Origin of the sequence: Marinobacter sp. X15-166B (assembly GCF_001752365.1) — a bacterium.
Classification (GTDB): domain Bacteria; phylum Pseudomonadota; class Gammaproteobacteria; order Pseudomonadales; family Oleiphilaceae; genus Marinobacter.
The window spans coordinates 443,429-468,043 of the sequence record NZ_MEIY01000001.1; the positions used below are offsets into that span (position 1 = coordinate 443,429).

31 protein-coding genes and 2 pseudogenes are annotated in these 24,615 nt (G+C 60.1%); 9 read left to right on the forward strand and 24 right to left on the reverse strand.

Annotated features, from left to right (window positions below):
* Positions 1-7 precede the first annotated feature (7 nt).
* The 13 genes and pseudogenes from BG841_RS02130 to BG841_RS02185 form a co-directional block, all read right to left on the reverse strand.
* The gene (locus BG841_RS02130) at positions 8-496 is read right to left on the reverse strand and encodes a nucleoside deaminase (RefSeq protein ID WP_070056148.1); all 489 of its coding nucleotides are present in this window, start codon (positions 494-496) and stop codon (positions 8-10) included.
* Positions 497-544: 48 nt separating this feature from the next.
* The gene (locus tag BG841_RS02135) at positions 545-1,216 is read right to left on the reverse strand and encodes an SDR family oxidoreductase (protein WP_070056149.1); all 672 of its coding nucleotides are present in this window, start codon (positions 1,214-1,216) and stop codon (positions 545-547) included.
* Positions 1,217-1,275: 59 nt separating this feature from the next.
* The gene (locus BG841_RS02140; protein ID WP_070056150.1) at positions 1,276-1,479 is read right to left on the reverse strand and encodes a hypothetical protein; all 204 of its coding nucleotides are present in this window, start codon (positions 1,477-1,479) and stop codon (positions 1,276-1,278) included.
* 36 nt (positions 1,480-1,515) lie between these two features.
* Complete coding sequence (locus BG841_RS02145) at positions 1,516-1,971, reverse strand: CopD family protein (protein WP_070056151.1); 456 nt, start codon at positions 1,969-1,971, stop codon at positions 1,516-1,518.
* A 46-nt stretch (positions 1,972-2,017) separates the two neighbouring features.
* Positions 2,018-2,383, reverse strand: coding sequence for a thiol-disulfide oxidoreductase DCC family protein (locus BG841_RS02150; RefSeq protein WP_070056152.1), 366 nt, complete (start codon positions 2,381-2,383; stop codon positions 2,018-2,020).
* A 30-nt stretch (positions 2,384-2,413) separates the two neighbouring features.
* Positions 2,414-2,899: a dicarboxylate/amino acid:cation symporter gene (locus BG841_RS17510; RefSeq protein WP_265733878.1), complete on the reverse strand. Its 486-nt coding sequence runs from the start codon at positions 2,897-2,899 to the stop codon at positions 2,414-2,416.
* A gap of 109 nt (positions 2,900-3,008) precedes the next feature.
* Positions 3,009-3,680: pseudogene (locus tag BG841_RS17515) on the reverse strand (dicarboxylate/amino acid:cation symporter); the annotation flags it as partial.
* Between the two features lie 107 nt (positions 3,681-3,787).
* Complete coding sequence (locus BG841_RS02160) at positions 3,788-4,405, reverse strand: TPM domain-containing protein (RefSeq protein WP_070056153.1); 618 nt, start codon at positions 4,403-4,405, stop codon at positions 3,788-3,790.
* A gap of 43 nt (positions 4,406-4,448) precedes the next feature.
* A complete protein-coding gene (locus tag BG841_RS02165) occupies positions 4,449-5,195 on the reverse strand; it encodes a TPM domain-containing protein (protein ID WP_070056154.1) in 747 nt (248 codons plus the stop codon).
* A complete protein-coding gene (locus tag BG841_RS02170; protein WP_416202624.1) occupies positions 5,195-5,767 on the reverse strand; it encodes a LemA family protein in 573 nt (190 codons plus the stop codon). The genes BG841_RS02165 and BG841_RS02170 overlap by 1 nt, the downstream gene beginning before the upstream one ends.
* Before the next feature lie 276 nt (positions 5,768-6,043).
* Entirely contained in the window at positions 6,044-7,348 is a 1,305-nt protein-coding gene (locus tag BG841_RS02175) for a TRAP transporter large permease (RefSeq protein ID WP_070056156.1), read from the reverse strand.
* Entirely contained in the window at positions 7,338-7,832 is a 495-nt protein-coding gene (locus BG841_RS02180) for a TRAP transporter small permease (RefSeq protein ID WP_070056157.1), read from the reverse strand. The genes BG841_RS02175 and BG841_RS02180 overlap by 11 nt, the downstream gene beginning before the upstream one ends.
* A gap of 62 nt (positions 7,833-7,894) precedes the next feature.
* Complete coding sequence (locus tag BG841_RS02185) at positions 7,895-8,905, reverse strand: DctP family TRAP transporter solute-binding subunit (protein ID WP_070056158.1); 1,011 nt, start codon at positions 8,903-8,905, stop codon at positions 7,895-7,897.
* A 303-nt stretch (positions 8,906-9,208) separates the two neighbouring features.
* Here BG841_RS02185 and BG841_RS02190 point away from each other — a divergent pair, with 303 nt between their 5' ends.
* On the forward strand, positions 9,209-9,379 hold the full coding sequence (locus tag BG841_RS02190; protein WP_070058648.1) for a DUF2897 family protein: 171 nt from the start codon (positions 9,209-9,211) through the stop codon (positions 9,377-9,379).
* A gap of 257 nt (positions 9,380-9,636) precedes the next feature.
* Here the strand turns inward: BG841_RS02190 and BG841_RS02195 are convergent, their stop codons facing one another.
* Genes BG841_RS02195 through BG841_RS02205 form a run of 3 tightly spaced genes read right to left on the reverse strand, consistent with a single transcriptional unit; the run spans position 9,637 to position 10,747 of the window.
* Complete coding sequence (locus BG841_RS02195; RefSeq protein ID WP_228141573.1) at positions 9,637-9,879, reverse strand: hypothetical protein; 243 nt, start codon at positions 9,877-9,879, stop codon at positions 9,637-9,639.
* An 18-nt stretch (positions 9,880-9,897) separates the two neighbouring features.
* Positions 9,898-10,338 (reverse strand): thioredoxin TrxC, encoded by a 441-nt coding sequence (gene trxC / locus BG841_RS02200; protein ID WP_070056159.1) that lies wholly within the window; start codon positions 10,336-10,338, stop codon positions 9,898-9,900.
* Between the two features lie 25 nt (positions 10,339-10,363).
* Complete coding sequence (locus tag BG841_RS02205; RefSeq protein ID WP_070056160.1) at positions 10,364-10,747, reverse strand: DUF2750 domain-containing protein; 384 nt, start codon at positions 10,745-10,747, stop codon at positions 10,364-10,366.
* A gap of 248 nt (positions 10,748-10,995) precedes the next feature.
* Between BG841_RS02205 and BG841_RS02210 the strand changes: the two genes are divergently transcribed.
* The gene (locus BG841_RS02210; RefSeq protein WP_158007587.1) at positions 10,996-11,562 is read left to right on the forward strand and encodes a PEP-CTERM sorting domain-containing protein; all 567 of its coding nucleotides are present in this window, start codon (positions 10,996-10,998) and stop codon (positions 11,560-11,562) included.
* A gap of 64 nt (positions 11,563-11,626) precedes the next feature.
* On the forward strand, positions 11,627-12,136 hold the full coding sequence (locus tag BG841_RS02215; RefSeq protein WP_070056162.1) for a DUF2244 domain-containing protein: 510 nt from the start codon (positions 11,627-11,629) through the stop codon (positions 12,134-12,136).
* Between the two features lie 165 nt (positions 12,137-12,301).
* On the opposite strand, the gene BG841_RS02220 is transcribed toward BG841_RS02215, so the two are convergent.
* The 3 genes from BG841_RS02220 to BG841_RS02230 form a co-directional block, all read right to left on the reverse strand.
* Entirely contained in the window at positions 12,302-13,231 is a 930-nt protein-coding gene (locus BG841_RS02220) for a TauD/TfdA dioxygenase family protein (RefSeq protein WP_070056163.1), read from the reverse strand.
* Between the two features lie 10 nt (positions 13,232-13,241).
* The gene (locus BG841_RS02225) at positions 13,242-14,012 is read right to left on the reverse strand and encodes a class II aldolase/adducin family protein (RefSeq protein WP_070056164.1); all 771 of its coding nucleotides are present in this window, start codon (positions 14,010-14,012) and stop codon (positions 13,242-13,244) included.
* A gap of 104 nt (positions 14,013-14,116) precedes the next feature.
* On the reverse strand, positions 14,117-15,103 hold the full coding sequence (locus BG841_RS02230) for an AraC family transcriptional regulator (RefSeq protein ID WP_228141574.1): 987 nt from the start codon (positions 15,101-15,103) through the stop codon (positions 14,117-14,119).
* A 148-nt stretch (positions 15,104-15,251) separates the two neighbouring features.
* Here BG841_RS02230 and BG841_RS02235 point away from each other — a divergent pair, with 148 nt between their 5' ends.
* The gene (locus BG841_RS02235) at positions 15,252-15,458 is read left to right on the forward strand and encodes a hypothetical protein (protein ID WP_141737047.1); all 207 of its coding nucleotides are present in this window, start codon (positions 15,252-15,254) and stop codon (positions 15,456-15,458) included.
* Positions 15,459-15,785: 327 nt separating this feature from the next.
* Here the strand turns inward: BG841_RS02235 and BG841_RS02240 are convergent, their stop codons facing one another.
* Together BG841_RS02240 and BG841_RS16800 are read right to left on the reverse strand one after the other, a co-directional pair.
* A complete protein-coding gene (locus BG841_RS02240) occupies positions 15,786-16,520 on the reverse strand; it encodes a glutamine amidotransferase-related protein (RefSeq protein WP_070056166.1) in 735 nt (244 codons plus the stop codon).
* Positions 16,521-16,756: 236 nt separating this feature from the next.
* Entirely contained in the window at positions 16,757-16,933 is a 177-nt protein-coding gene (locus tag BG841_RS16800; RefSeq protein ID WP_141737048.1) for a DUF2339 domain-containing protein, read from the reverse strand.
* A gap of 268 nt (positions 16,934-17,201) precedes the next feature.
* Here BG841_RS16800 and BG841_RS02245 point away from each other — a divergent pair, with 268 nt between their 5' ends.
* From BG841_RS02245 to BG841_RS02260, 4 genes are read left to right on the forward strand one after another with little or no spacing between them, the layout of a single operon-like run.
* Positions 17,202-18,386, forward strand: coding sequence for a thiamine pyrophosphate-dependent dehydrogenase E1 component subunit alpha (locus tag BG841_RS02245; protein WP_070056167.1), 1,185 nt, complete (start codon positions 17,202-17,204; stop codon positions 18,384-18,386).
* A gap of 1 nt (position 18,387) precedes the next feature.
* Positions 18,388-19,365, forward strand: coding sequence for an alpha-ketoacid dehydrogenase subunit beta (locus BG841_RS02250; protein ID WP_070056168.1), 978 nt, complete (start codon positions 18,388-18,390; stop codon positions 19,363-19,365).
* 26 nt (positions 19,366-19,391) lie between these two features.
* Entirely contained in the window at positions 19,392-20,720 is a 1,329-nt protein-coding gene (locus BG841_RS02255) for a 2-oxo acid dehydrogenase subunit E2 (protein ID WP_070056169.1), read from the forward strand.
* A 3-nt stretch (positions 20,721-20,723) separates the two neighbouring features.
* Positions 20,724-22,580, forward strand: coding sequence for a protein kinase domain-containing protein (locus BG841_RS02260; protein ID WP_070056170.1), 1,857 nt, complete (start codon positions 20,724-20,726; stop codon positions 22,578-22,580).
* 7 nt (positions 22,581-22,587) lie between these two features.
* On the opposite strand, the gene BG841_RS02265 is transcribed toward BG841_RS02260, so the two are convergent.
* The 3 genes from BG841_RS02265 to BG841_RS02275 form a co-directional block, all read right to left on the reverse strand.
* Positions 22,588-23,307, reverse strand: coding sequence for an RNA polymerase sigma factor (locus BG841_RS02265; RefSeq protein ID WP_070056171.1), 720 nt, complete (start codon positions 23,305-23,307; stop codon positions 22,588-22,590).
* Positions 23,308-23,376: 69 nt separating this feature from the next.
* On the reverse strand, positions 23,377-23,832 hold the full coding sequence (locus tag BG841_RS02270; RefSeq protein WP_083260157.1) for a plastocyanin/azurin family copper-binding protein: 456 nt from the start codon (positions 23,830-23,832) through the stop codon (positions 23,377-23,379).
* Positions 23,829-24,242, reverse strand: coding sequence for a hypothetical protein (locus BG841_RS02275; protein ID WP_070056172.1), 414 nt, complete (start codon positions 24,240-24,242; stop codon positions 23,829-23,831). The genes BG841_RS02270 and BG841_RS02275 overlap by 4 nt, the downstream gene beginning before the upstream one ends.
* Positions 24,243-24,411: 169 nt before the next feature.
* Between BG841_RS02275 and BG841_RS17005 the strand changes: the two are divergent.
* Positions 24,412-24,615, forward strand: a pseudogene (locus tag BG841_RS17005) (hypothetical protein); the annotation flags it as partial.

The following is a 24,615-nucleotide window of genomic DNA, read 5'->3' on the forward strand; positions in this document are numbered from 1 at the left end:
GCAAGCGTCAGCTTCCGGCGGGTTTGCCGTGCAAGGTGAGGTGCAATTGGCGGACGCGCTCGGCCAATTCCGGTACCGGTCCCGCCACCGGCACTCCCGGGGCCACAACGTTAATGGGCAAGGTGCTGACCGGCCCGGCCGGCACCCCCATGTCCCGCAACCAGCCCGCCAACTGCTCCGAGGAACTGGCGTAGACAATGCGCCCCAGACCGACCCAGGCGTGGGCCGCTGCGCACATGGGGCAATGTTCGCCGGAGGTGTACACCACCGATTCGGCGCGCTCTTCCGGGCTCATATTCTGCGCAGCCCAGCGGGCAATCGCAAACTCGGGATGCTGGGTGTGATCCCCACTGGCCACATGGTTGTGGTCCTCAAACAACACCTCGCCGCCGGCAGACACCAACACCGACCCAAAGGGCTCATCCCCCTTGCCCAGTGCCTGCTCCGCCAGCGCGACCGCCCGTTCAAGAAACTGCCTGTCCGTCTGATTAATCACCGCTTACCCTCAATCGTATCCGTACACAACGAAGGCCCGCCGGCCGCGTTACCATGGCAACAATTCGCCATTCTGGTGCCAGAAGGACCCGGTATTGTCCAGATTCAGCTCCGCGATACGCGCCGCCAGGCCTCGTGCAGACTCTTCGGGGCTGATCAGCCCGCCAAAATTCACCATGCGGGTTTTCACAAAACCCGGATGCAACACAGCGACGGCAATGCCATTGGGCTTCAGGTCAATGGCCAGGGATTTGGCGAACGCATTGAGGGCCGCCTTGGACGCCCGGTAGCCGTACCGCCCCCCGGAGTCGTTATCCGCAATCGACCCCATCCGACTGGTGATGTTGGCGATCTTGCCCCCGGCGGGAATGTTCGCCAGCAAGGCTTGCGCCACTCTCAGGGGCGCATACGCATTTATTTCCATCTGCTGCCGAATGGAATCAAAGTCGATGCTGCCCAACTGCTCATCCTGCAACAAGCCGGCGTTGTTGATCAACAGGTCAATACGCTGGGTCGCCAGCGCAGCGGTCATCGCCTCGATGCCCGCGTCCCGGGTCACGTCTACACCTTCCACCACCCGGGCCGCGACCGCTTTCAGGTCAGCGGAAGCTTCGCGGCAGACACCGATAACGTCGCTGCCTGCGCCGGCGTAATGCCGCGCCAGTTCCAGCCCAATGCCCCTGTTGGCTCCGGTTATCACCACCACAGGCTTGTCAGTCATGCTCATCTCCTTGTTACAGAATCGTCCAGCCCCAGACGGTCAACGGAAGGACCGCCCACTCAAAGTTCAATATACCGGGGGATCAACATCAGCCCCACACCGACCGCCAACAGCACCGGGGTATCCGTCACCAGCCAGGGATACAGCAACAACGCGATGCCACAGTATCGTGTCACCGGATTCGCTTGCTTGCGCCCGTAGACAAAATAACCGAGACCAATAGAACTGAAGATCAACGCCAGAAAGAGGCCTGTGGTGTCCATTGCGATGCCGCTGTTGTCCGCCGTCCTGTGGTCTGATTATAGATAACGTCCGGCCGAACCGATAACAACGACGATCAGGCCCAAGGTCAGGTTGACGCCCACAAGTTTGCGAATTTGCCCGACCCGGCGCCCGCCCTCTTCCGGGTTGTGCGCGGCGACCGCCTGCTTCAACCGCCGGAACGGGGCAAAATAGACGTGGGCAAACAACAGCATCATGAGCAGACCGCCGGCTTGCATGGCATGAATATGCCAACCGGCCCCGGCCATGCCACCAAACGCTGTGAACATCATCCAATAACCGGTGACCAGCAACACTATGACCGCGCCCCATACCCAGCGGAAGAACCGGTTAAGGGTGTGGCACCAGAGTGTCCCGCGGTGGGCGGCGTCAACCACTTCGGCCACCGCCGGGCGCAGCGCCATGTAGGCGAAAAACATCCCCCCCACCCAGATAACGGCGGATAACACGTGCAGGGCTATAGCCAGTGCCATAGAATTTTCCTTTTGATAGCAGAAAGTTAACAGACTGAAACGGCAATCAGGTTTCGGGGCCAAGACGACGGGTGACCCACCGGTGATACAGCCAGGCCAGAGTGGGACGAATCACCGGCAAGGCAATCAGCCATGCCAGCGGCTTCAGGGCGGTAACCCGCGACATCAGCAGAATATAGGCATCCATTTCCCGGTGGATCCGGCCTTCGGCATCTTTGACATGCAACTCGCGCAACGCCCGTTCCGGTACCACGCCTTCACGGCGCAATTCTTCGTCGCGCCCGGTTATATCGAGCCACTCAACCGACTCGCCGGTTTTGCCTGCCAGTTTCTCATACCAGCGCCGGTCACGAATGCAGGCCGGGCAAGCGCCATCATAAAACACAATCAGTTTTCCTGAACTCACGTCCATGAACGACCTCCACAAATGCAGGAAGCTTTATCAGGACTCTACCACAACTCCACCCGTTGAGCCGGCCGGCGCCGGCGCTTCGTGCTTGTCTTCGGAGCGGGCCACCACGGTGGTGCCGACCAGATCACCGGTGACGTTGAGGGCGGTGGCCCCCATACCCACCAACGCATCGATCGACACCAGCAGGGCAACGGTCTCAATCGGCAGCCCCACCTGCGCAAACACTGTCGCGATCATCACAATACCCGCACCGGGCACGCCGGCGGTGCCGATCGACGTCAAGGTACCGATCAGCACGATCTCCGCCATGGTGACCAGGTCCATGGGCATTCCCACCACGTTGGCGGCAAATACGGCAGAAATGGCGATGCGGATGGCGGCGCCATCCATATTGATGGTGGCCCCAAAGGGCAGGCTGAAACCATAAATTTTCTGGGGAACCCCCATGGTGCGGGCGGCATTCAGGGTCAGCGGCAAGGTACCCGAACTGCTCTGGGTGGCAAAGGCGGTGGCCATGGGGGTGCGCGCACCACGGAAAAAGCTGCGTATGGGCAGCCCCCCACACCCGCATCAGTACGCAGTAAACCAGCAGATGCACCGCCAGCGCGATATACAGCACCATCACCATATCGCCCAGCGCCAGGATAGTGTTTACGCCTTGCTCCCCTGCCGTTTTGGCGACGATGGCAAACACGCCGATGGGCACATACTGCAACACTCCCGCCATCACCTTGAGGGTGATTTCGCTCAGTCCTTCGACGGTCCGGTACAGGTGTTCTCCGAGTGCGCCATGGGTGTCGGATTCGCGTAATTTCAGCAGGGCGATACCGAAGACGATGGCGATAAAGATAATGCCCAGCAGGTTGAGCTCGGTGAACGCGGTAAACAGATTGTCCGGAACAATATTCAGCAGGACATTGATCAGGCCGGGGTTGTCCGGCACGTTCACCGTTGCACCCTGGTCAAGCACCATGCCGCTGCCCGGTTTCAGCAGGCTCGCGACCCCCAGACCGACCACTATTGCCAGCGCCGACGAAGCCACGTAATAACTCATCAGTTTGCGGCCAATGCGCCCCATGCTGCCGATGTTGGCCTGATTGATCCCCACCATCAGGGTGAACAGCACGATGGGGACGATCAGGAACTTCAGCAGACGTAACAAGAGGTCACCAAAGGGCGCCAACCAGTCCGCCACGGGTTGGCCGCCCAGCAGCCCTACGGCAATGCCCAGCACCAAAGCGATGCTGACGCGCAGGATCAGCGAAGAGTTCAGATAACCGTGTAACATGGCTCTCATCGGGTTACCCCCGAAGTGATTAAGGTTGGGCAGGTCATAGGTGGTTGGGTCCTGGCTCGGATACTGGGTTTTCTTGAGGAGCGCCGCTCAGCACGGGGGCTGCTTGCTTATGGCAACATTACAAGGTGATTGGGCAATTCGTTCTTCTCTCTGGTGGCAGGCAACTGGGTTTTCAAGTGCTCACCACAGGTTTGGATACAGTCTATGAAGCCCTCCAGGGTACGGCCCTGGCGTACCTTATTGGTGAAGTCCGTCACGATAGTTTCCCACACCCGATTGTCCAGCTTGGCGGATACCCCCTGATCCACCAGTATTTCCACGTAGCGTTCCGCCTCGGAGACGAAAATCAGCACCCCTGTAGCACCTGCGGTGTGGTGCAGATTCTGCTCCAGAAACTGCCGCCGTGCCATGTTGGACGCCCGCCAGAAACGCACTGCGCGCGGCACCAGCCAATGATTCAGGCCGGTGAAGCGGAACAACAGGCCCAACACCACAAAAATACCCCACTGCGCGGTCAGCAAGCCGTTCACCCCCAGCCATCCGGTAAAGTAATTGAATACGCCAGGTATCAGCAGCGCCGCTATGCCGGCCCATAACACGGGGATGTAGGCGTAATTATCGGAGCTGGCGGCGAGCACCGTCACCAGCTCTGCGTCGGTTTCGCGCTCCACCGCGGCGATGGCGTTGGCCACCTTTTTTTGTTCACTCTCGGTTAATAACGCCATAGGTATACAGACCTTATTGATTCAGAAGGAGGCGCCCCCGGGGTTACCACCCTCCGGACGCACCCCCACCGCCAAAACCTCCGCCGCCACCGCCGAAGCCGCCGCCGCCAAAACCGCCACCGCGGCCACCCCCCATCATACTGCCGGCCAGAAAACCGCCCAGCAGTGCCTTGCGGCCGCGACCACCGCCCCCCATAGCGCCGAAAAAACTCATGAGCACTATGATGAAAAACAACAGCGCCAAACCCGGATGGGGTTTATCGGCGCGACTGACCGGTTGGGACACCGCCAGGGGCTCGCCCCCCAATACTTGCACGATGGCTTCCGTACCGTTGGCAATGCCGGTGGCAAAGTCCCCTGCCCGGAAGGCGGGCGTGATCACCTGATTGATGATGGTAGCGGCCACGGCGTCGGTCAGCCGCCCCTCAAGCCCGTAGCCGACTTCGATGCGAATGCGGCGCTCGGCTTCGGCGACGATCAGCAAGACGCCATTGTCTTCGCCCTGCTGGCCAATGCCCCAGTGCCGGCCCAGCTGATAACCGAAACTCTCGATCCCCTGCCCTTGCAGATCCGGCAAGGTAACCACGACCACCTGCTCGGTGGTGGCCTGTTCATGGGCAGCCAACAGCTGAGTCAGTCTGGCCTCCACCTTGGCAGGCAGCAGGTCGGCCCGGTCCACCACCCGACCGGTCAGCTCCGGAAACTCGAGCCCTGCCTGAGCCTGCGCCGGGGTTGGCAACCACATCGTCAACAGAATGACGGTCAGCCATCGTATGGAGCGGCTAACCATTAAAACTCCACCTCGGGGGCTTCCCCGGCATTGGGCGCGGTGGCCTCAAAATTGGCGCGCAACTCCATATCGCTGTACAGGAAGCTGTGCCACAAGCGGCCGGGGAAAGTGCGAATTTCGGTATTGTAACGCTGCACGGCCTGAATAAAATCCCGCCGCGCGACCGCAATGCGGTTTTCCGTGCCCTCCAGCTGGGATTGCAAGGCCAGAAAATTCTGATTGGATTTCAGCTCGGGGTAGCGTTCCGACACTGCCATCAACCGACTCAGCGCACTGCTCAGCTCGCCCTGAGCCTGCTGAAACTGCTGCAACCGCTGTGGGCTATCGAGGATAGTCTCGTCCACCTGGATCGAGGTGGCCTTGGCGCGCGCCTCGATCACTGCGGTCAGCGTTTCCCGTTCCTGACGGGCAAAACCCTTGACGGTTTCCACCAGATTCGGCACCAGGTCGGCGCGCCGCTGGTACTGGTTCTCCACTTGCGCCCAAGCCGATTTCACCTGTTCATCGTAGGTGGGTATATTGTTGATACCGCAGCCGCTCAGCAGCAACGCCAGCAGCACAAGGATGCTCATCCGTAACCGCTCGCGGCGGCTGGCGACAAGGGGGTTGGTCAGCATGGCTGTACTCCTCCTACGGTGGTGAATTGCGGCGCTTGCCCGCCAGAGGAAAGGTAACACAATTCGTCGCCGAACCTTATCCCCGCCGGGGACCGCACGCCGTCACCCGTCAACGAGTTACCCACAAAACCTGTGGATAACTCTGTGCGCCGCCCCGGGACATCCGGCTGCAAGCCAGCCATGACGGGGACCGGCGCCCAATGGCGTGATTTTAATCAGGACAGACTCCAACTACCAGGGCCCCACCACGAATCCCATTTTTTCGGGCAGCCAGAGTGCAATCGCGGGCACCAACATAACCAGTAGCAGGCTCACCGCCATGGCCGCGATAAACACCAGCGCCCAGCCTATGGTGTGTTCCAGACGAATGTTGGCGATGCGGGTGGTAACCATGAGGTTGACCGCAACCGGTGGTGTGAACTGGCCGATGGCGATGTTCATCGCCAGCAGAATGCCGAACCAGACCGGGTTCCAGCCGAAATGATTCATTAATGGCAACACTATGGGGATGATGATCAGGTAGATGGACACCGCATCCAGCAACATGCCGGCGATCAATACCAGCACCATCACCAGTCCCAGCAACACCCAGCCATTGCTGGACAAGGATAACAAGGCGTCCGCCAGATGCTGGAAGGTGCCCAGGGTGGTGCCTGCCCAGGCAAAGATACCCGCCATGGCAATAATGACCATCACCACCCCGGAAGTGACCGCAGCATCGGTGATCAATTCAAACAGGCTGCGGAGGCTGAGGTTGCGGTACACCAGGCAACCAACGATGATGCCATAAGTCACCGCCACCACCGCCGCCTCGGTGGGTGTGAACAGGCCCGAGCGCAGCCCGCCCAGAATAATCACCGGCGCGAACAACGCGGGCAAAGCCGCCTTGAAACTGGGCCAGAAGGGTGGCCGCTCGGCGTGTTGCGGGTCTTCCCAGCGGTGTTTGCGGGCCAGATACAAGGCCGGTACCAGCAGCGACAGGCCTGCCAGAATGCCCGGGAACAAGCCTGCGGCGAACAACGCCCGCAGGTCGACCCCGGGTACCACGATGGAATAGAGGATCAGGGCAATCGACGGCGGAATCAGTATCGCGGTCGACGAGGACGCCGCAATCAGGGTCGCCGAAAACGGCTGAGGGTAACCCGCCTTACGCATACTGGGCAGCATCACCATGGCCACTGCGGCCGCATCCGCCGGGCCGGAACCGCTCATGCCCCCCATGATCAGACACACCAGCACGGCCACCACCGTGAGGCTGCCGTGGCGCGGGCCGATAATCGCCTGGGCAAAACGCACCAGACTGGCCGCCACCCCGGCCCGCTCAAAAATCAGACCGGTCAGTATAAACAGCGGTATGGCAATCAGCGGGTACTTGGCCACGCTGTTGTAGGTGTTGGTCCCCAAGGTGGCCAGCATGTCCGGCGACAGCCCCGCAAGAATGCCCACAATGCCACTTAGCCCCAGAGCCACCGCCACCGGCACACCCAGTAACAACGCCAGCAAAAAACTGCCCACCAGCAGCAGATCAGGACTCATGAATCACCTCCGGGTCTGTTTTGCCGCGCAGGCGATCGATCAGATTCTGGGTCAGCCGGATAATGAGGACGCCGGCCAGTATCGGCAGCCAGATCACGTATATCCAGCTCGGCAGGCCTAACCCGGCGGACAGGGACTCCCACTGGTATTCCTCCCAGGCAAACTTGCCTCCGTACCAGGCCGTCAATCCGAATACGACAACCCCCGCCAGCCACTGCAACACATACAGCAGGTTACGCAGCGGTTTGGGCAGGTAGTGCTCGACCAGCTCAATACGGATGTGCTGATTGTGCCGGGCGGCAACGGCTGCACCAGCGAACGTCAGCATCACCAGCAAGAACACGGAAAATTCTTCGGTAAAGGCAAACGAGGCATTGGTCGCATAACGCACAATCACATTGCCCAGACTGAACACACAAATGGCAATCAACGACAGGGAAGCCAACCAGGCTTCCGGCCTGAACTTCGGGGGTCGGGCAGGCATAACAACTCCGGTTTGAAATACAGCACCCACCGGCCGGCGGTGGGTGCATCAACAGATGGGTGTTACCGCTGGCTGTCGGCGACGGCTTGTTGCGCCTGCTGCACCAGTTGTTCACCAATACGCTTGGTCCACTTTTCATAGACCGGCTGGGTGGCGTCAACGAAGGCCTGACGCTGCTCGTCCGTCAGTTCGGTCACCTGCACGCCACGGGCTTTAATGGCCGCCAGGGTGTCGGCCACTTCGGCGCGGGATTTTTTGATTTCCCACTCACCCGCATCGATGGCGGCCTGTTTCAGCAAGGCCTGATCCTCGGCGCTGAACTGGTTCCATACCCGATTGCTTACCGCAAAAATCAGCGGGTCGGCCATGTAATGCCACAGAGTCAGGTGTTCCTGACCCACCTGGTCAATGCGTGCCACGTCAAATACCGACAGCGGGTTTTCCTGGCCATCGACCGCGCCGGTGGTCAGCGCCGGTTTGGCATCCGCCCAGCTCATTTGGGTCGGGTTGGCCCCCAGAGTGGCGAAGGTGTCCTGGAACAGCGGCGAACCTACCACTCGGATTTTCAGACCCTTGACGTCGTCCGGCCGGGTCACCGGGTGCTTGGAGTTGGACAGTTCACGGAAACCGTTCTCGCCCCAAGCCAGCGGCGTCACTCCGCGTTTCTCGATGGCGGCGAAAATGGCCTCACCCGCCTCACCCTGGGTGATGGCGTCAATGGCGCCATAATCGGGCATCAGGAAAGGCAGTGAAAACAGGTTCAGCTCTGGCACCTGGGGGGACCAGTTGATGGTCGAACCCACCGCCATATCGATCAGCCCGGAGCGCATGGCCGAAAACTCCTTGGTCTGGTCACCGGACACCAACTGGGAGTTGCTGTAAATTTTCATGTTGATGCGCCCTTCCGAGCGTTCGTGCACCAGCTCAACCCACTTGTCAGCCGCCTGCCCCCAGGGGAACGCCGAGGGCAAAACGGTCGAAACTGTGTACTCAGCCTTGTATTGCGCCGTCGCTACCGAGCTGAACAGCAAAGAAGCGGCAGCGGCCGCCAAAAAGGTCCGGCGTGTTAACATATTCGTGGTTCCTTTTTATAGGTTTTCAGTGTGAGCGCTACACCATAGCAAATGAGCAGCTGTAAGACGCGATTATAAAAGGGAAACCCCTTTGCGGTCATCTCTCCCGGAATGTTACCCACAAAACCTGTGGATAACATTGTTGGTAGCGCAAGGACATGTCGCGCAAGGCCACGGGAGACGGGCGCCGGGGGAATATGACCGGAAATTAACCGCTGTGCAACACCGCCCCGGATCACCGCCGGCCCGGGAACCGGCTATACTGGACCACGGACACAGCGCTGATTGGAGAACATTACCCACATGCCCACCATTGCATGGATTATTATTCTGGCCGCCATCGGCTTGGTGCTCGGCAGCTTGTTCATGTTGCGGGATACCGCCAACAGCATGCCGCTTTCGGAAGAAAAGCTCGCCAAGATCCGCCAGCGCCAAGCGGAGTTGGAAGCGCAGGAACAACAGGATAACGACTGAATGCGGTTGCACCCCGCCCCACAAGTTACCCCCAAAACCTGTGGATAACTGTGTTAGCAGCGACAGGACAGGTGGTGTAAAACCGGTTGCAGCGCGGGTTTGCCGCGAATGACCGGATTTTGACCGTCCTTCCCGAGCGACTCCGCCTGTCAGCAGTTTAAAGGGTTTGCAACCCGGCCACACGGTACGGCCGGTCAATGGCGGCGCGGAGGTCCCCCATCGAAAACACGCGCACAAACTCCCCGAAACGCTGCCCTTCAAACCACAGCTGAACCACTGGTAGCGAAAAAAACACCCCGGGTCGCGCACAGGGATGCAGCGGCAGCCTGACAGTCCACATAAACCGTCACCAGTTCGGGGAACCCATCCCGGGGCAGTCGCGCCAATTGCGGTTTGATGGCCTGACAAACGCCGCAGTTTGCCCCTCCAAAAAGCACCAACACCGCAGCGCTGCATTCCAGCAACGCCACCAGATCCGCTTCTGTGTCCACACTTTTCATCGCTTTGCAGCTCTCCGCTCAGCAACCCTGTTGGTGAAGCCACTGATGGATCTGGCTTTGGTTTAGGGCACCGCTCTGGCGTGCCGTTTCACGGCCATTGCGGTACAGAATCAGCGTGGGGATGCTGCGAATGCCACTCTGCCCTGCCGGGCCCTGATGTTGCTCGGTATTGAGCTTGGCAAACCGCACCTTGCCGTGCCATTCCCGGGACGCCTGCTCGAACTGCGGCGCCATCATTTTACAGGGACCGCACCAGGGCGCCCAAAAATCCACCAGTACCGGGACATCGCTGCGGGAGGTGTGGGCCGCGAAATTCTGCCCGTGCAATTCCAGCACCGGCTCGGGCCACAGGGGTTGCTTGCAGGCGCCGCAGTTCCCGCCCGCTGTCAGACGGGCTGCGGGCACCCGGTTTACCTTGTCACAGTGTGGACACACAATATGCCGAATCTCGTCGTTCATCGATTCACCTCAACAGCCGGTTGCGTTACAACCCGGACAGCTCTTCCTGCAGGTCGTTTTTCAGTTCGTGGGGTTCAGTGATCCACAGTTCGTTGTCCTGTCCCGGAAACACGCCGACGGCGATGCCGTCTCTGGTCAGACCCGGGACCCATTTCCGGAAGAAATCAGGTACCGGAATGCTTTTCGGGGAAAGCTCCTCCGAGCCCCCGGCGTAGGCGGCGGCAAATGCTGACGCCGGCCAGACGGGCAGGTAGGCCACACCATCCTCTGCGGATTCAATTTTCAGGAACCGGCTCTCGGCATTCACCAGAATCCAGATTTCCCGCTCTTCCAGAACTTGACTGAGGAAATAGTCATACCGCTCCTCACCATCCAGCTCCAGTACTCTTGCTAAGGATTCGCTGTTCATAAGCTGACTCTTTGCTTGCGGTTGTAGACCGACAGACATTGGGGGTGTATTTGGTTGTACCTGCATTCTACGCTGGAATGCTGAACCAGTTTGCCCGCCATGTCACGGAACAATATCAGCGGATGCCGCAGTAGCGGTTACCACAGCGGGGCAGCAATGAATCGCAACCGGGAAAAGGGCAAATCCCCGGGTCGCGCAGCGTCCCTGAACTACACTTAATGGTGACCGGCCCACAGGAGACCCACAGCATGCGCCAACATCACCCCTTACCCCGTATTGTGCTTACCACCTGCCTGACGTTGTTATTGGCCCTGCCGGCGGCGGCATCGCTGATCGGTGATGAAGTAGAGATTCAGTGGTACTTTCCCGATCAGGCCAGTCCGGTCCCGCCCCACTTCGGGCCATTTACCGTGGAAGCCGGACCCGCCGACGCGCAGCTGGAACCCGCCCAGGACATCACCCTGGATGTGGAAGCCGCCAGCCTGCACATATTTTTTGACCCCGCCAACGGCCCCATTCAGTGGCTGGATGCCGCTTTTAATGGCCCGGTATTTATGGATCTGGACTGGCTCGGCATGCCGGGCGCGGTGATCAGTGGGGTGGACGTCATGGCGACCGTGACCGGGTTTACCGCAGACAGGGTCACCTTCAGCGATCACAGTGTCGCGGTTAATTTTGCCAACCTGATCCACACAGGCGGGGAAGTGAACATCGAACTGGTGCACAGCGTACCGGAGCCGGCGACCCTCTGGTTGCTGTCACTGGCGATCTGCGCGGTGGTGCTGCGCGCCCGCCACCGGACACCGCCGGACTGATGCCCGTGGACGGGTATCGGCCAGCCCCGGTCCGGCTCCGCTCGCACCCTGAAGGGGCATTGCCGTGGTCCGACACGTCCGGCTCAAACATGGCTCCCGCCTGTTGCTGACCCCCAACCGCTCGCTGAGCTGGCGCGGGAATGTGCGGGTCTGGCTGGCCCTGAGCAGTCTGTCGCTGGGCATTGCCGTCGCCGCCGCCTGGGCAGGCGCATGGGTGGTACTGCCGTTTGCAGGACTGGAACTGGCGGCGTTGGGGTACGCCATTTACTATACCGCCCAGCAATGTCAGCTGCAGGAGGTCCTGGATATCTCCACTGAGACACTGCACCTTGAAAAAGGGCGTCGCTACAAACAAATGGAATGGGATCTCCCCCGTCAACACACCCGGGTAACCCTGATCGAGCCGCCGCCTCCCTCGGTCACACGCCCCCGGCTTGTACTCATTTACCGCGACCTGGAAATATCCTTGGCATCGTTTCTCAATTCCGACGACACCCGGCACTTGCTGGCCACCCTGAGACGTCTGGGGATCCGTATCCATGTGGAGCGGCCGACGTCTGCATTCTGGTTCTAGGCCAGCAACCTGTGCCCCCGCCTATACCGGCGGGGACCATGCAAGTTACTCACAAAACCTGTGGATAACCTTGTTGGCAGCGTAAGGACAGGTGCCCCAAAGCACCATAGGCCGGGCCTGGCCGGCCTGTGGTGCGAAAACAACCAGACCGCCGCTGCCTGCATCCTAGGGCTCGGTGGTCAACACTCTGCCGAGCATGGTGTTGCCTTCGATGGTGGTGCGATTGATCACCCGGCGGATACCGGGTTTGGTTCCGGTGGTGCAGTGCATGGCCCGCCAGTTGTCCCACAGCACCAGATCGCCCGGCTGCCAGCGGTGAAAGTAATGAAATTCCGGTTTGCGGGTATGGGCAATGAGGCGCTCCAGCAGTTCAATGGACTCGTCGTTGGACAACCCGAACTGCTGGGGTGTGACCACCCGGTCGAGGAACTGCTCGACCACCCCGAGAATTTTTCGGCCGCTGACCGGGTGCTTGTACGCCGCCGGGTAAGCCGCGTCCGGAAAGTCCGGAAAGCCGATGTCGGAAGGCTTCTTAGGGCTGTATGGGCCGGGCCGATAGCCATCAAGATTAACGTAACGCATATGGCGGCGTTGCATGCTAAAGCTGTAGACCACTTCGATTTTTTCCAGCAAGGCCTGGGTGTCGCTGTCCAGGGCATCGTAGGCTTTGGCCAGATCGCCAAAGCCGGTGAGCCCATCTTCCTCGGCTACGGTCACCGCGGTTAACACAGCACCATGGTTGGGTTTGCCGGTGTAGTGCAGATCCATATGCCAGTCGAGGCGGCCGACAATTTCGTCCCCGTTGTAATAGGCGGTGTTGAATTTGTCTTTATCGCCACCGTTCTCCAGCACAAACAACTCCGGATTTTTTTCGGAGGTGGTCGCTTTCAGCGGGTGCATTTCCAGCGGGCCGAAGACGCGGCTGAAGGCGATCTGGCTTTCCGGGGTGACCTTCTGGCCACGGATCAGGATCACCGCATGTTCATACCACAGCGCTTTGAGTTCCGCCGCCAATGCGTCCGGGATCGGTTTGTTGATATCAAAACCGCTGACTTCAACGCCGATATTATCAAGGGGTGTTACCGTGAGGCTCATGGCTATCTTCCTATTCGATGATGCTCGGGTCTTGACGCAGTTCACGGCGGGCCATGGCTTCCCAGCAGAACGGGAAACCGTGCTCGTCGCTGATACTGACCTGTTGGACTGCCTCGTCGCTCAGTGGCTCGGCACCGCCCATCAACTCAACCTCATAAGCACGCTTGCAGCGCCACTCCAGGGTGATGGCGCGCAAATGCGCCTGGCGCAGGTCTTTGCCCACCACCAGCGCGCCGTGATTGGCCAGCAGCGCCCACTTGGCGGACCCCAAGGCCTCGACGGCCGACAGACTGGTTGTTTCGTCCTCGAAGGTGCCCGCGTATTCGTTGTATACCGGCAAGTCAACGCCACAGTGCGCGCCCGTCTGGTCGTAGATCGGCGGGGTACGCTGCAGGTTCGCCCAGATCCCGCTCCAGTGAGCGTGGTTGTGAATCACCACGTGGACGTCGGGGCGCAGATCGTGCAGTTGCAGATGCAGACCGATCGCGGGGGTGATATTCCACTCGCCGTCGAGGATCTTGCCTTCGGCGTCAATGGTCATGATATCGCTGGCAGTGAGTTCATCCCAGGCCAGCTCCCAGGGATTGGTCAGAATGGTGCCGTCGCTCTGACGCCAGGTAATGTGGCCGGCGATGTGTTCGTTCCAGCCCTCTCTGAACAACATACGACACATCAGGGCGACCTGCGCCTTGGCGCTCAGCTCGGGCAGCAGGGGCCGTTTGCCGGGTTGGGGTGCGAAGCGCTCGACCATTGCCTGGTTCAAACCATCGTATCTTTTCATTGCGGTTCTCTCTTATTTACTTTTATTACCTGATAGTAAATGAGCGCGGCCGTCCAGGCATGGCAAATCCGGCCACTTGCATGGCCGATCACGCCAACAAGGGGTCAACGGAACAGTTTGGTGCGGTACTCGCTGGGTGAAAGACCGGTCCATTTTTTGAACGCGCGATGAAACCCTGAATTGTCGGCGTAGCCCAGTTGTTGGGCGATGGAGGTAATGCTCAGTTGGGGGTTACTGAGGTAGCGGCGGGCGTGGATCTCCCGAACCTGGTCCACCAGGTGCTGGTATTGCCAGCCCTGCGCCTGCAGTTTGCGGCTCAGGGTGCGGGCGCTGCAATGCAGCTTCGCGGCACACTCCTCAAGACTCGGCGCCTCCGCGGGGTTGGCGGAAATGATCTGCGCCACCCGCCAGGCCATATCGCCCTGATTGCGGCTGATGCTGGTTTCTTCACACAGGCGGGCGTAGAGCGCGGCGCTTTGCGGACTGGCATGGGGCAGCGGCCGGTCGAGAATGGCGGCATCAAAAAACAGCTGGTTGGCGGCGCTGTCAAACTCGATCGGGGCCTTGAAAATGGGCGGGTAGTCGTCGCTGTGGGCGGGTGCCGGATAATCCAGTTTCAGTCTGGTCACCGGCAAAGGCTGCCCGAGCACCCACTGGGACGTCGCCACAATAGCGGCCAGCAATTCTTCAATGGCGAGCAGGCGCAGTTCCGCCAGACTGTCGTGGGCATGGATCTGGTAGCAGCCCTGTCCGTCAATCTCACTGAAGGCGGTAACCAGCTGAAAGCCCGAGAAACGCCCCGGGTAATTCTGAAAGCGCAGTCCCTGTGCGATGGACTCCCTGAGGGTCGCGCTGCTCATCATCAGGTAGGCCAGCTGGTCCAGGGTCGCCATCGAGCGGTGCTGCCCCAGCAGCAACCCCAGCGATCGCCCCTGGCACTGCTGTTGCGCCTCGAGCAACACCCCCCGATGACTCGCGGCACTGATGCGAGCGTCGGTCTGATGCAATTGCCCGATATCAATGCCATGACGCCGGGCCAGTGCATCGGCATCGATTCCCAGGCTTGCCAGATAATCCAGCAGCCAGGCCATATAGCGTGCGTCAGTATTGATGGTCGGTTTACCTGTGTCACTAAGCCGTCAGCACATTAAACCAGTGCAACCCCAACATGCCAAGTGGCACGCCCACTGCCAGGAATCGCAGCCAGAACAACAAGATTCCAGTGTCTGGAGCAGAACCGTGCGCCCAAAAACAGACATGACCAAGCCCGCCCTGGCCGAGCATTTGCGGGTAAGCATCGTCACCGGCAGCTTCTGCTGCTACCGGTCCGCCACCCTGTACCACGACCACCCCGTGCAGGCATGGCCAGCACGCTGCGCGTTGTTGCCGACCGGTTTGCAGAAGATGCACTTATCCGTCGGTATCGAGACGGGCGCGGAGCCATAACCGTATAGGGTACAGGCCCTGGTGAGCACCGCGAAGGCCGGCCGCGGTGTAATGCAAACGCTGCTCAACCCACCGGAGATCCGTAGGCAGATGAATTCCCCGGTATCCAGTCAAGTTACCCACAGTTCCTGTGGATAAGCTTGTTGGCAGCACGAGGACAGCTGCCCTCAAGCGCCATGGTACGGGGCTTGAGGGCCGGTGACGGGAAAACAACCAAGCCAGCTGGGTCCTGCCAATCCAGCCTGAAAATGCATCAACAGCAGCCCGGGGAAGCGCCGGCCGCCGACACGGAGGCAGCCTGGCCGCGCGGCTTCCGCGCGCCCATCCTTACGAGGCGGTGGCCGCCTGAGCGATGGCGAAGAAATTTTCCATCATTTTCGCCCCGTCGTGGCTGCCCGCGTAGGCGTCGGTGTTCACGTCGGGGGCATGCTTATAATAGCAGCGCCAGGTTTGCGCACAGGATTCCGGGTGAAACTGGCTGCTGAACCAATGGTCACCGTGATCCACGACAATGGCGGGGCTGCCACTGACCGAAGCCAGTACTTTGTCCTGGGCCGCCGCTGGCAGGGTGATGTGCATGTAGTTGGCAAACAAAAAAGTCGGCTTGGCGGAGAGGCCCGCAAACAAGGGGTGGGCCTGGCCCCGCTCGTTCAGGTCAATGGTATACGCACCCGCCATCAAACCATCGTCCCTGTCGCTGAGCTTCGCGTCATCGAACAGTGTCGACACCAACTGGTGCCCGGCGCACACCCCCAACAACGGACGGGCGCGCTTGCGGTAGTCCAGCAACCAGCTTTTCAGCGTATCCAGCCAGGGGTAACTGTCGGTGGGGGTGTGGCGGCTGCCACTGATAATGACCGCGTCTACGCTGTGCACGTCGGGCAGTTCATCCCCGCGGCACACATCGACACTCTCCAGCTGAAAGTTGTACCGGTTGGCAACCGGTTGCAGCCGTTCTTTGATCCAGTCTTTCTCAAGTCCCGACGGACACATACTGGTGAAGTCGTCGGTGTTGTAAACCGAGGGTTCGCCCAGCTGCGAAATGAAAACAACTCGCTTCATAGAATCTCCTGATTTTTTTGCACCACGCGACTGTCCCGCTTTCCGTCGCCCCCCCAGAGCCCGGGGTGTCATCAGCGTCAGCGCAGAGGTAAACGTGGTAGCAATACAACCGGCCGTCCCGCCAGCAGGATCTGTTGGATTGCCGGCCGGACAGGTTGGTGAATGGATAGATCGCCGATGTGAGGTGCATAGAGAGCACCAGGGTGACCGGCGGACTGTTGACGGCGCGCATAATATCACTGGCGGGCTGCTGGCGACATTAGTGGCAAACCGAGCCACAGCCCTTCCAGACCCGCCCTATCAGTCAGGAACACTTTGCCAGCAACCAGGCCCGACAAGACCATGCCGGCTTTACAAAACACCGGATAGCCGTTTTTGGTTGCGGAACTAATCGCGACGATGGCGTACAGCAAGCCCCCTCGCTCGTGCCCGCGAAAGGTCGGCAAGGATTCCTCACCAATTCCGGCGCTCAGGGCCCGATATCAAGACACTACCTTTATGCCTCCGTTTACGTTAAGGTCAACATCGGGAGCACCACTGCTTTACCTGCAGGGTGATATAAAGCGTTCTATACTCTGGAAAAACACCGGAATACAGACAAATGCTTCGAACTCCTGAACATTGACGAGGCCCTCACAAGGGGCTTTCTGCTCCTCAAGCCAACACCCTAGGAAGAGGATTATGACAACAACAAAATCCAAAACCGTGTATACACCCGCATTTACTGACGGGTCGGAATACCGCATTCCAACCTTCAAACTGCTGAAACAGGACGGTTCCCTCTACAAAGGCGGTAAAGCGCCGGATATAGATCAGGAAAAAGCCCTGCGCATCTACCACGCCATGGTGACCACCCGCATTCTCGACGAGCGCATGCTTGCCGCGCAGCGCCAGGGTCGCCTGAGTTTCTACATGCAGTCCACCGGGGAAGAAGCCGCCATTGTCGGCAGCGCCGCAGCGCTGGACGACGCCGACATGATCATGGCCCAGTACCGGGAACAAGGTGCCCTGGCCTACCGTGGTTTCACGATTGACGAATTCATGAACCAGCTGTTCGGCAACGAACTGGATTATGGCAAGGGCCGCCAGATGCCGGTGCACTACGGTTCCGCCACGCTGCATTACATGACCATTTCATCCCCGCTGGCGACCCAGATTCCCCAGGCGACCGGTTACGCCTACGGCCAGAAGATGGCCGGCGACGGGCAATGCACCGTGGTGTATTTTGGTGAAGGTGCGGCGTCCGAAGGCGACTTTCACGCCGGGCTTAACATGGCCGCGGTCCACCGGGTGCCGGCTATTTTTATTTGCCGGAATAATGGCTACGCCATCTCCACACCGGCCTCCGAACAATTTGCCGCCGATGGCATTGCGCCCCGCGCCTTTGGTTACAAAATGGATGTTATCCGGGTGGACGGCAACGACATTCTCGCCGTGTACCAGGCCACCGAAGCCGCCCGCAAACTGGCGGTGGAAGAAAACCGCCCGGTGCTGATCGAGACCATGACCTACCGGCTCGCCGCCCACTCTTCCTCCGACGATCCGTCGGGCTACCGCAGTAAAGAGGAAGAAGCGGTCTGGCGCGAGAAAGATCCGATTCTGCGCATGCAGCACTGGCTGAAAAATTGCGGATGGTGGAGTGATGACGAGGAGAAAGAGCTGCAGGAACGGTTGCGGCGCGAAGTGCTGGAAACCATGAAACGGGCCCAGAAACGCCCGCCACCCCCACTGGACTCTCTGGTCTCCGATGTCTACGACGAAGTGCCGCCTGCCCTGCAGGCCCAGTATGAAAAGCTGAAAGCACACATTCGCAAATATCCGGACGAGTACCCCAAGTCCGCTGATCATGTTATCGGAGGTGCATGACATGGCCAAAATGAACATGCTGCAGGCCATCAATAACGCCCTCGATATTGCCATGGCCGGCAATGAGCGCGTGCTGTGTTTCGGTGAAGACGTGGGCGCCTTCGGCGGGGTATTCCGTGCCACCAGTAACCTGCAGCAAAAATACGGCAAAGACCGCTGCTTCAACACGCCGCTGGTGGAGCAGGGCATCATTGGTTTCGCCAACGGTCTGGCGGCCCAGGGGTCGTTCCCGGTGGCTGAAATCCAGTTTGCCGACTACATCTTCCCGGCGTTCGACCAGATCGTTAATGAAGCCGCCAAGTTCCGGTACCGCTCCGGTGACCTCTTCAACGTCGGCGGGCTCACCATTCGGGCCCCCTACGGCGGTGGTATTGCCGGTGGGCTGTACCACTCCCAGTCACCGGAAGCTTATTTTGCCCACACCCCCGGTCTGAAAATTGTGGTGCCCCGCAATCCTCATCAGGCCAAGGGCTTGCTGCTGGGGGCCATCAATGACCCCAACCCTACCCTGTTCTTCGAACCCAAGCGGCTGTACCGCGCCTCAGTGGGCGAAGTGCCCGATGGCGAATACCAGTTGCCGCTGGGCGAGGCGGAGGTTCTCAAGGAAGGTTCTGACGTGACCGTGCTGGGCTGGGGCGCCCAGATGGAGGTCATTGGCAAGGCGGTGGATATGGCGGAGAAAGACGGCATCTCCTGTGAAGTCATTGACCTGCGCACCATCCTGCCCTGGGATGCGGATACCGTCGCGGACTCGGTGCTGAAAACCGGTCGCCTCGTGGTCACTCACGAAGCACCGCTGACCGGCGGGTTTGCCGGCGAAATCGCCGCCACTATCCAGGAACGTTGTTTTCTTTATCTGGAGTCCCCCATTGCCCGGGTGACCGGACTGGATACACCCTTCCCGCTGGTGCTGGAAAAAGAGCACTTTCCAAATCACCTGAAGGTGTATGAAGCCATTCAGGACAGCGTCAATTTCTGAGCCGATATCCCCACAGGAGAACCATCATGAGTGATTTTATACTGCCCGATATCGGCGAAGGTATCGTGGAGTGCGAACTGGTCAAATGGCTGGTGAACGAAGGCGATCTGATCGAAGAAGACCAGCCGGTCGCCGAAGTGATGACCGACAAGGCGCTGGTGGAAATCCCCGCGCCCTACAAAGGCCGGGTCACGCGCCTCTATTATAAAGAAGGCGAAATCGCCAGGGTGCATGAACCCTTGTTTGAGCTGGTGGACGAAAGCGAGGACAGTCCGGCCCCCGACCACCCGGCAGCCGCAACCCCCGATGACGCCGAGATGCTGAAAAGCCCTGAGCCCCAACAGCAACCAGAACCGGCCTCGGGTGACCCTGCCGACAGCCGGGCGAAGGCTGACCCCGAACCGGCGCCGCCGGTGCAACAGGCTCCGGACGACAGCTGGCAAAAAGTGCCCGCCAGCCCTGCCGTCCGGCGCCTGGCGCGCGAACATGGCGTATCGCTGTCGGCCATCGACGGTTCGGGCAAACAGGGTCGCGTGCTGAAAGAGGACGTACTCACTTACCTGAACGGCCTTGAGGGCCATGGCTCCGCGCGGGCGGACGGCCCCACGGACAGTCCCCGTGCAGGGCGCCGTCCGGCTGCGCAGGATCAGGAAGTACGGGTCGAGCCGATCAAGGGTATGCAGGCGGTCATGGCGAAGCGCATGGTTGAATCGGCGTCGACCATACCCCACTTTGTGTTCAGTGAAGACATTGATGTCACCGACTTGTTGCAGCTGCGGGAACAACTCAAACCGGAAGCGGAAGCGCGGGGCACCCGCCTCACACTGATGCCCTTCATCATGAAAGCCATCGCGCTGGCCGCCCGGGAATACCCCATTCTCAACAGTCAGCTCAATGAGGATGTGACCGCCATCCATTATTTGCCCCAGTGCAACATTGGCATGGCGGTGGACAGCAAATCCGGGTTGGTGGTGCCCAACGTCAAGGGTGTCGAGCAGCTCACGCTGCTGGAGATTGCCGATGAAGTGGCGCGTCTGACGCAGTCGGCCCGGGAAGGCCGGGTCAGACAGGAAGACCTGAAAGGCGGCACCATCACCATTTCCAATATTGGCGCCCTGGGCGGTACCTACGCCGCCCCGATCATCAACGCCCCGGAAGTGGCCATAGTGGCCCTGGGGCGCACCCAAAAACTGCCCCGCTTCGATACCAGCGGGCAGGTGGTGGAGCGGTCGATCATGACGATCAGCTGGGCGGGTGACCACCGCATTATTGACGGCGGCACCATTGCCCGCTTCAGCAACCTCTGGAAGGGGTATCTGGAGTCACCGCAATCCATGCTGCTCCATATGGGCTGACCCATGGCGCCGTCCAGCCCGCCGGCACAGCTGCAGCAGTTCTATATACCGGAAGAACAGTCGGTTTACCTGCTCAGCCACGACGATGCCAGAAAGCTGAAAGACTGGGTGGAACTGTGTACCACCCAGTTGCGTCAGCTCGGGTACCGTGATATCGGCATGATCGGTAAAGGCGCCTACGGTTTTGTTTTCGCAGGTCGTTTTCCACTGGAAGGAACCAGTGATCTGGAACATGTGTTCAAGTTCACACGGATCACCCTGCCCCGGCACCTGCAGGACCGGCTGGAAGATGAAGCCTATATTCTTGAACAGGTGGAGCATCCGCGGGTGCCCAAGCTGGTGTCCTTCCAGCGCACCCGCAACCAGCCCATTCTGGTGATGGAACGTGCCCCGGGGCTCAACCTGGAAGAGGTGTCCCTGCAAGAGGGTCGCCTGAGCCCCCGGCTGATCGTGCGCATTGCCGACCAGCTGGCCGACATCCTCCGCAGTTTGCGGTGCGAATCTGCCACCAGCGGACGCCCCATCGTGCACGGCGACATCAAACCCTCCAATCTGGTGTTTGATGCGGAACGGGAAAATATCGCCCTGATCGACTGGGGCTCGTCCGTGTTCGCGCAGCTGGACGCCAACAATCAGTTCCTCAGCCCCAGCGTGATGGAACTGATGTCCGACAACCTGCAGCAGACCAACGCCCGCCTGGGGGATGTGTACTTTATCGGTGAGGAACAACTTTACGGCGGTCTGTCATCGCCACGGTTTGATGAGCAGGGTGCCGCAGCCACCCTCTACGCACTCGCTTCGGGACAGTCCTGCCGCTTCGGCCATCTGGCCATTCCCGCCACATCGCTGGGGTTACCCTCGGAATTTGCCCGCATGCTCGACGGCATGCTCGACCCCGACCCCATCCTGCGCCGCCGTGCCGGCGACTACTATCTGCGGGAAATGCCGCGCATGGCACGAACCGTAATGGTCGATCTGCCCGAGCCCCCGCCGACCCAGTTGGTGCCCATCTGGACACGGCAATCCGGCCGGGAAATCGACACCGTGGTGTACAGCTCACGCAAAGCCTTCCTGCGTCAGGAAGGCGCTGCGGAAACCCTGAACGACGTCAACGACGTGCAGCTGGACCGCTACTACAAGAATTTCATGCAAGGAATGGGAGAGACGGAAAAGGCGTTTCTCGCGGCGGTCAGCCGTCTGGGCCGCTACCCGGTAGAAGGCGGGCTCGCGGTGCGCTGGGAAGCCGACGGGGTGTATGTGGATACCTCCCTGAACCTGCACGACGCCAGTTTGAAAACCGCTTTCACCATTGCAGTCAACAACATGGTGCATCTTGCGCAGGCGATTTACCGCCACGGCATTTTCAAGAGCTGCCTGTTCAATGCCCGTGACACCCTGCACATTGAGCGCGACGACCCCGACCAGCCGTTCGTTGCCACACCGGACATGCGTTTGCCCTACCAGGTGAGCGCGGTGCCGGAAGTGGAAGACCGCTCCCGCGTCCATTCCTATTTCGAAGATGGCCCCGACCCGGAAGAGTTTCTGGTGCTGCCGCAGAGCATCATCAGATCGCTGGAAGCCCTCAATACCATCCACCACACCGGGATGATCATTTTTGAAGCCCTGCCCCTGCACCTCAAGATCCACAGCCAGTACCGCCTGCTGGACCCGACACGGGAACAGGAGTTCCGCCAGCGACTCGATGAAATCCTCACGGCGGTGAACCAGATCAGCGGCCTGGGTGTCTCCGGTTTCATGAAAATGCCCTACAAGGACGCCCGTTTCTTCCCCTACATCGAACGGCTGCCGGAGCGCTACTATCCTCGCAACCCCCGATTGGAAGTGTCCGCAGCCGGCTGAGGGCGCGTCATTTGTCGTGACGGGCATCGGCGACCGTATCCAGAATCTCCACCACCGAGTCCGCCATGCCGGCGCACCGCAGGCCATCAAACGGAAAGATCGAGTCAAACCCGCCCTTCACCTTGGTTTCAAGAATGCCGCGCAACTGGCGACGGGCGCGAAACAACCGGGTTTTCACACTGATGACGCTGATTCCCAGATCCGCAGCAATGGCCGCCACCGTCATGCCTTCGGTCTCCCGCAACACAAACACCAATCGCAAGGCACTGGGCAACTCGGCTACCGCAGCCTCAATGAGCGTACGAAACTGGGCCCGGCCATGCTCCATCTCCGGGTTCGGCGTTTTCGCGCCGGGAAACACAAGCACCTCAGCGTCTCCGTGCGCCCCCTCGTTCACCGCATCATACTCCTGGGTGGGCCGGATTTTTCGCAAGCGCATTTTTGCTGCGTTCAGGGCTATGCGGGTAATCCAGGTCGAGAACTTTGCTTCGCCGCGAAACTCGTCGATGCGGGTAAACGCAATCAGGTAGGCCTCCTGAACCACTTCTTCGGCAATCGAGTCACGATCCACAATCCCCCGGGCAATCCTGAACAGCCGGGGGTTCATCCGCCGGATGAGTTCCCGGACCGCGGCTTCGTCACCGCCCCGCGCGAGTTCCACCAGATCGGTCTCTGGCGATTCCGGAGTCGCACGCCTGAGCGCTGGGTTGTCAGCGGTATAGTTCATGTCAGCTCCGGAGCTCTGCGCTCTCCTGATGCCAATAGGCTGTGCACCGATGGGAACACCGCCTCGACGTCAGCGGTGATCCCCCCCCATGGTCGTGGCCGAGCCGTCCCAGCCCGGGTCGCCGGGGCGGCCAACCACCAACCGGCCGACCATCCCGGCCTGCTCGTGGGGAATGCAGTAAAAGTCATACACACCGGGTACCGTTAAGGTTAGTTCAAAACTCTCACCGGGCAGCAAATAGCCGCTGTCGAATGGCTCAGCCTGTGCGGGGATGCGGCGTACGCGCTCGAACAGCCGGGGATGGTAAGCAGTTACCGTGTGCGAGTTGCCCGGATCGCGATTCACGAAAGTGACGGCCACGCCGGTTTCAAGTGCCAGGCCGAACGGGTCGAACCAGACCCGTTCGCCACGCGCGGTGCCCCGCATGTCAACCGTTACCACCCGACGACCGCCGATGGCCGGTAGGTGTGCAAGGAACAGCGCACTCCCCGCGATAACCAGAAAATCCCGCCGGGGCAGTTTCATTTTGCCAACCGGCCTTTGGCATCATTATCGTGGTACAACACCACATGGGCATGGGGTGCCTCGACGCCCGGATGCCCCGCGTTGTAGTAGATGTCGACCGAAGTCACCTCGGGCAGACCGACGCTCAGATCATCGTAAGCGACGCCGTTTTTCAGCTCCTCCAATGGGGTCATATAGATGGTTGCCGACAGCTTGCCATCGTGGTCGTAGCCGAGAAACGGCCCGGCCGGCAGGGTATCGGGGTTGACAAACAAGGTGCCCAGGCCGGGCAGAAACGCCGGCAGCGGCAGCACATCACTCACTTGCACATAGGGGCTGTCTGGCGGCATTTGTTCAACCTTGCCGTCGCTCTGAGCAAACGCCACCGACGCTGCCAGCAAGCACGCGGTTACGGATATCGCTTTAAACATGTCACACCTCCGGTAACAGTACGGATTACGCCTTTGTGGGCCTGTACTTAATCAGATGCAATCCGAAGCCAAAGGTTACATAGCGGGTGGCGGCTGGAACTGCCGGAAGTATGCTGATAAGGTCCGGGCCAGAGGTTTACCCGTTCACATACCTTCAAGGACTGAAGATATGCGCAAGGCAACCGGATTGCAGTTCACCGCCCGTGTCGGTGAACTTCCCCTCGATGTGTTTGCTCTGGTCCGTTTTACCCTGACCGAACGGCTGTCCGCGCTGTGTCACGGCCGTCTGCAGCTGGCCAGCACCGACCCCGCCATTGCCGCCGGTGCGGTGCTGGAGCAGCCGGTGGAGCTGGTGATCTGGCAGGACGGCAGT

Coding starts and splice junctions, on each gene's coding strand:
- BG841_RS02255 (WP_070056169.1), top strand. CDS start 19,392: ATGAGTGATTTTATACTGCCCGATATCGGCGAAGGTATCGTGGAGTGC.
- BG841_RS02225 (WP_070056164.1), bottom strand. CDS start 14,012: ATGAAAAGATACGATGGTTTGAACCAGGCAATGGTCGAGCGCTTCGCA.
- BG841_RS02250 (WP_070056168.1), top strand. CDS start 18,388: ATGGCCAAAATGAACATGCTGCAGGCCATCAATAACGCCCTCGATATT.
- BG841_RS02240 (WP_070056166.1), bottom strand. CDS start 16,520: ATGAAGCGAGTTGTTTTCATTTCGCAGCTGGGCGAACCCTCGGTTTAC.
- BG841_RS02160 (WP_070056153.1), bottom strand. CDS start 4,405: ATGGCGTTATTAACCGAGAGTGAACAAAAAAAGGTGGCCAACGCCATC.
- BG841_RS02165 (WP_070056154.1), bottom strand. CDS start 5,195: ATGGTTAGCCGCTCCATACGATGGCTGACCGTCATTCTGTTGACGATG.
- BG841_RS02230 (WP_228141574.1), bottom strand. CDS start 15,103: ATGGCCTGGCTGCTGGATTATCTGGCAAGCCTGGGAATCGATGCCGAT.
- BG841_RS02190 (WP_070058648.1), top strand. CDS start 9,209: ATGCCCACCATTGCATGGATTATTATTCTGGCCGCCATCGGCTTGGTG.
- BG841_RS02270 (WP_083260157.1), bottom strand. CDS start 23,832: ATGAAACTGCCCCGGCGGGATTTTCTGGTTATCGCGGGGAGTGCGCTG.
- BG841_RS02275 (WP_070056172.1), bottom strand. CDS start 24,242: ATGTTTAAAGCGATATCCGTAACCGCGTGCTTGCTGGCAGCGTCGGTG.
- BG841_RS02265 (WP_070056171.1), bottom strand. CDS start 23,307: ATGAACTATACCGCTGACAACCCAGCGCTCAGGCGTGCGACTCCGGAA.
- BG841_RS02135 (WP_070056149.1), bottom strand. CDS start 1,216: ATGACTGACAAGCCTGTGGTGGTGATAACCGGAGCCAACAGGGGCATT.
- trxC (WP_070056159.1), bottom strand. CDS start 10,338: ATGAACGACGAGATTCGGCATATTGTGTGTCCACACTGTGACAAGGTA.
- BG841_RS17510 (WP_265733878.1), bottom strand. CDS start 2,899: ATGGCCACCGCCTTTGCCACCCAGAGCAGTTCGGGTACCTTGCCGCTG.
- BG841_RS02145 (WP_070056151.1), bottom strand. CDS start 1,971: ATGGCACTGGCTATAGCCCTGCACGTGTTATCCGCCGTTATCTGGGTG.
- BG841_RS02220 (WP_070056163.1), bottom strand. CDS start 13,231: ATGAGCCTCACGGTAACACCCCTTGATAATATCGGCGTTGAAGTCAGC.
- BG841_RS02185 (WP_070056158.1), bottom strand. CDS start 8,905: ATGTTAACACGCCGGACCTTTTTGGCGGCCGCTGCCGCTTCTTTGCTG.
- BG841_RS02170 (WP_416202624.1), bottom strand. CDS start 5,767: ATGAGCATCCTTGTGCTGCTGGCGTTGCTGCTGAGCGGCTGCGGTATC.
- BG841_RS02210 (WP_158007587.1), top strand. CDS start 10,996: ATGCGCCAACATCACCCCTTACCCCGTATTGTGCTTACCACCTGCCTG.
- BG841_RS02245 (WP_070056167.1), top strand. CDS start 17,202: ATGACAACAACAAAATCCAAAACCGTGTATACACCCGCATTTACTGAC.
- BG841_RS02180 (WP_070056157.1), bottom strand. CDS start 7,832: ATGCCTGCCCGACCCCCGAAGTTCAGGCCGGAAGCCTGGTTGGCTTCC.
- BG841_RS02175 (WP_070056156.1), bottom strand. CDS start 7,348: ATGAGTCCTGATCTGCTGCTGGTGGGCAGTTTTTTGCTGGCGTTGTTA.
- BG841_RS02150 (WP_070056152.1), bottom strand. CDS start 2,383: ATGGACGTGAGTTCAGGAAAACTGATTGTGTTTTATGATGGCGCTTGC.
- BG841_RS02260 (WP_070056170.1), top strand. CDS start 20,724: ATGGCGCCGTCCAGCCCGCCGGCACAGCTGCAGCAGTTCTATATACCG.
- BG841_RS02195 (WP_228141573.1), bottom strand. CDS start 9,879: ATGAAAAGTGTGGACACAGAAGCGGATCTGGTGGCGTTGCTGGAATGC.
- BG841_RS02205 (WP_070056160.1), bottom strand. CDS start 10,747: ATGAACAGCGAATCCTTAGCAAGAGTACTGGAGCTGGATGGTGAGGAG.
- BG841_RS02140 (WP_070056150.1), bottom strand. CDS start 1,479: ATGGACACCACAGGCCTCTTTCTGGCGTTGATCTTCAGTTCTATTGGT.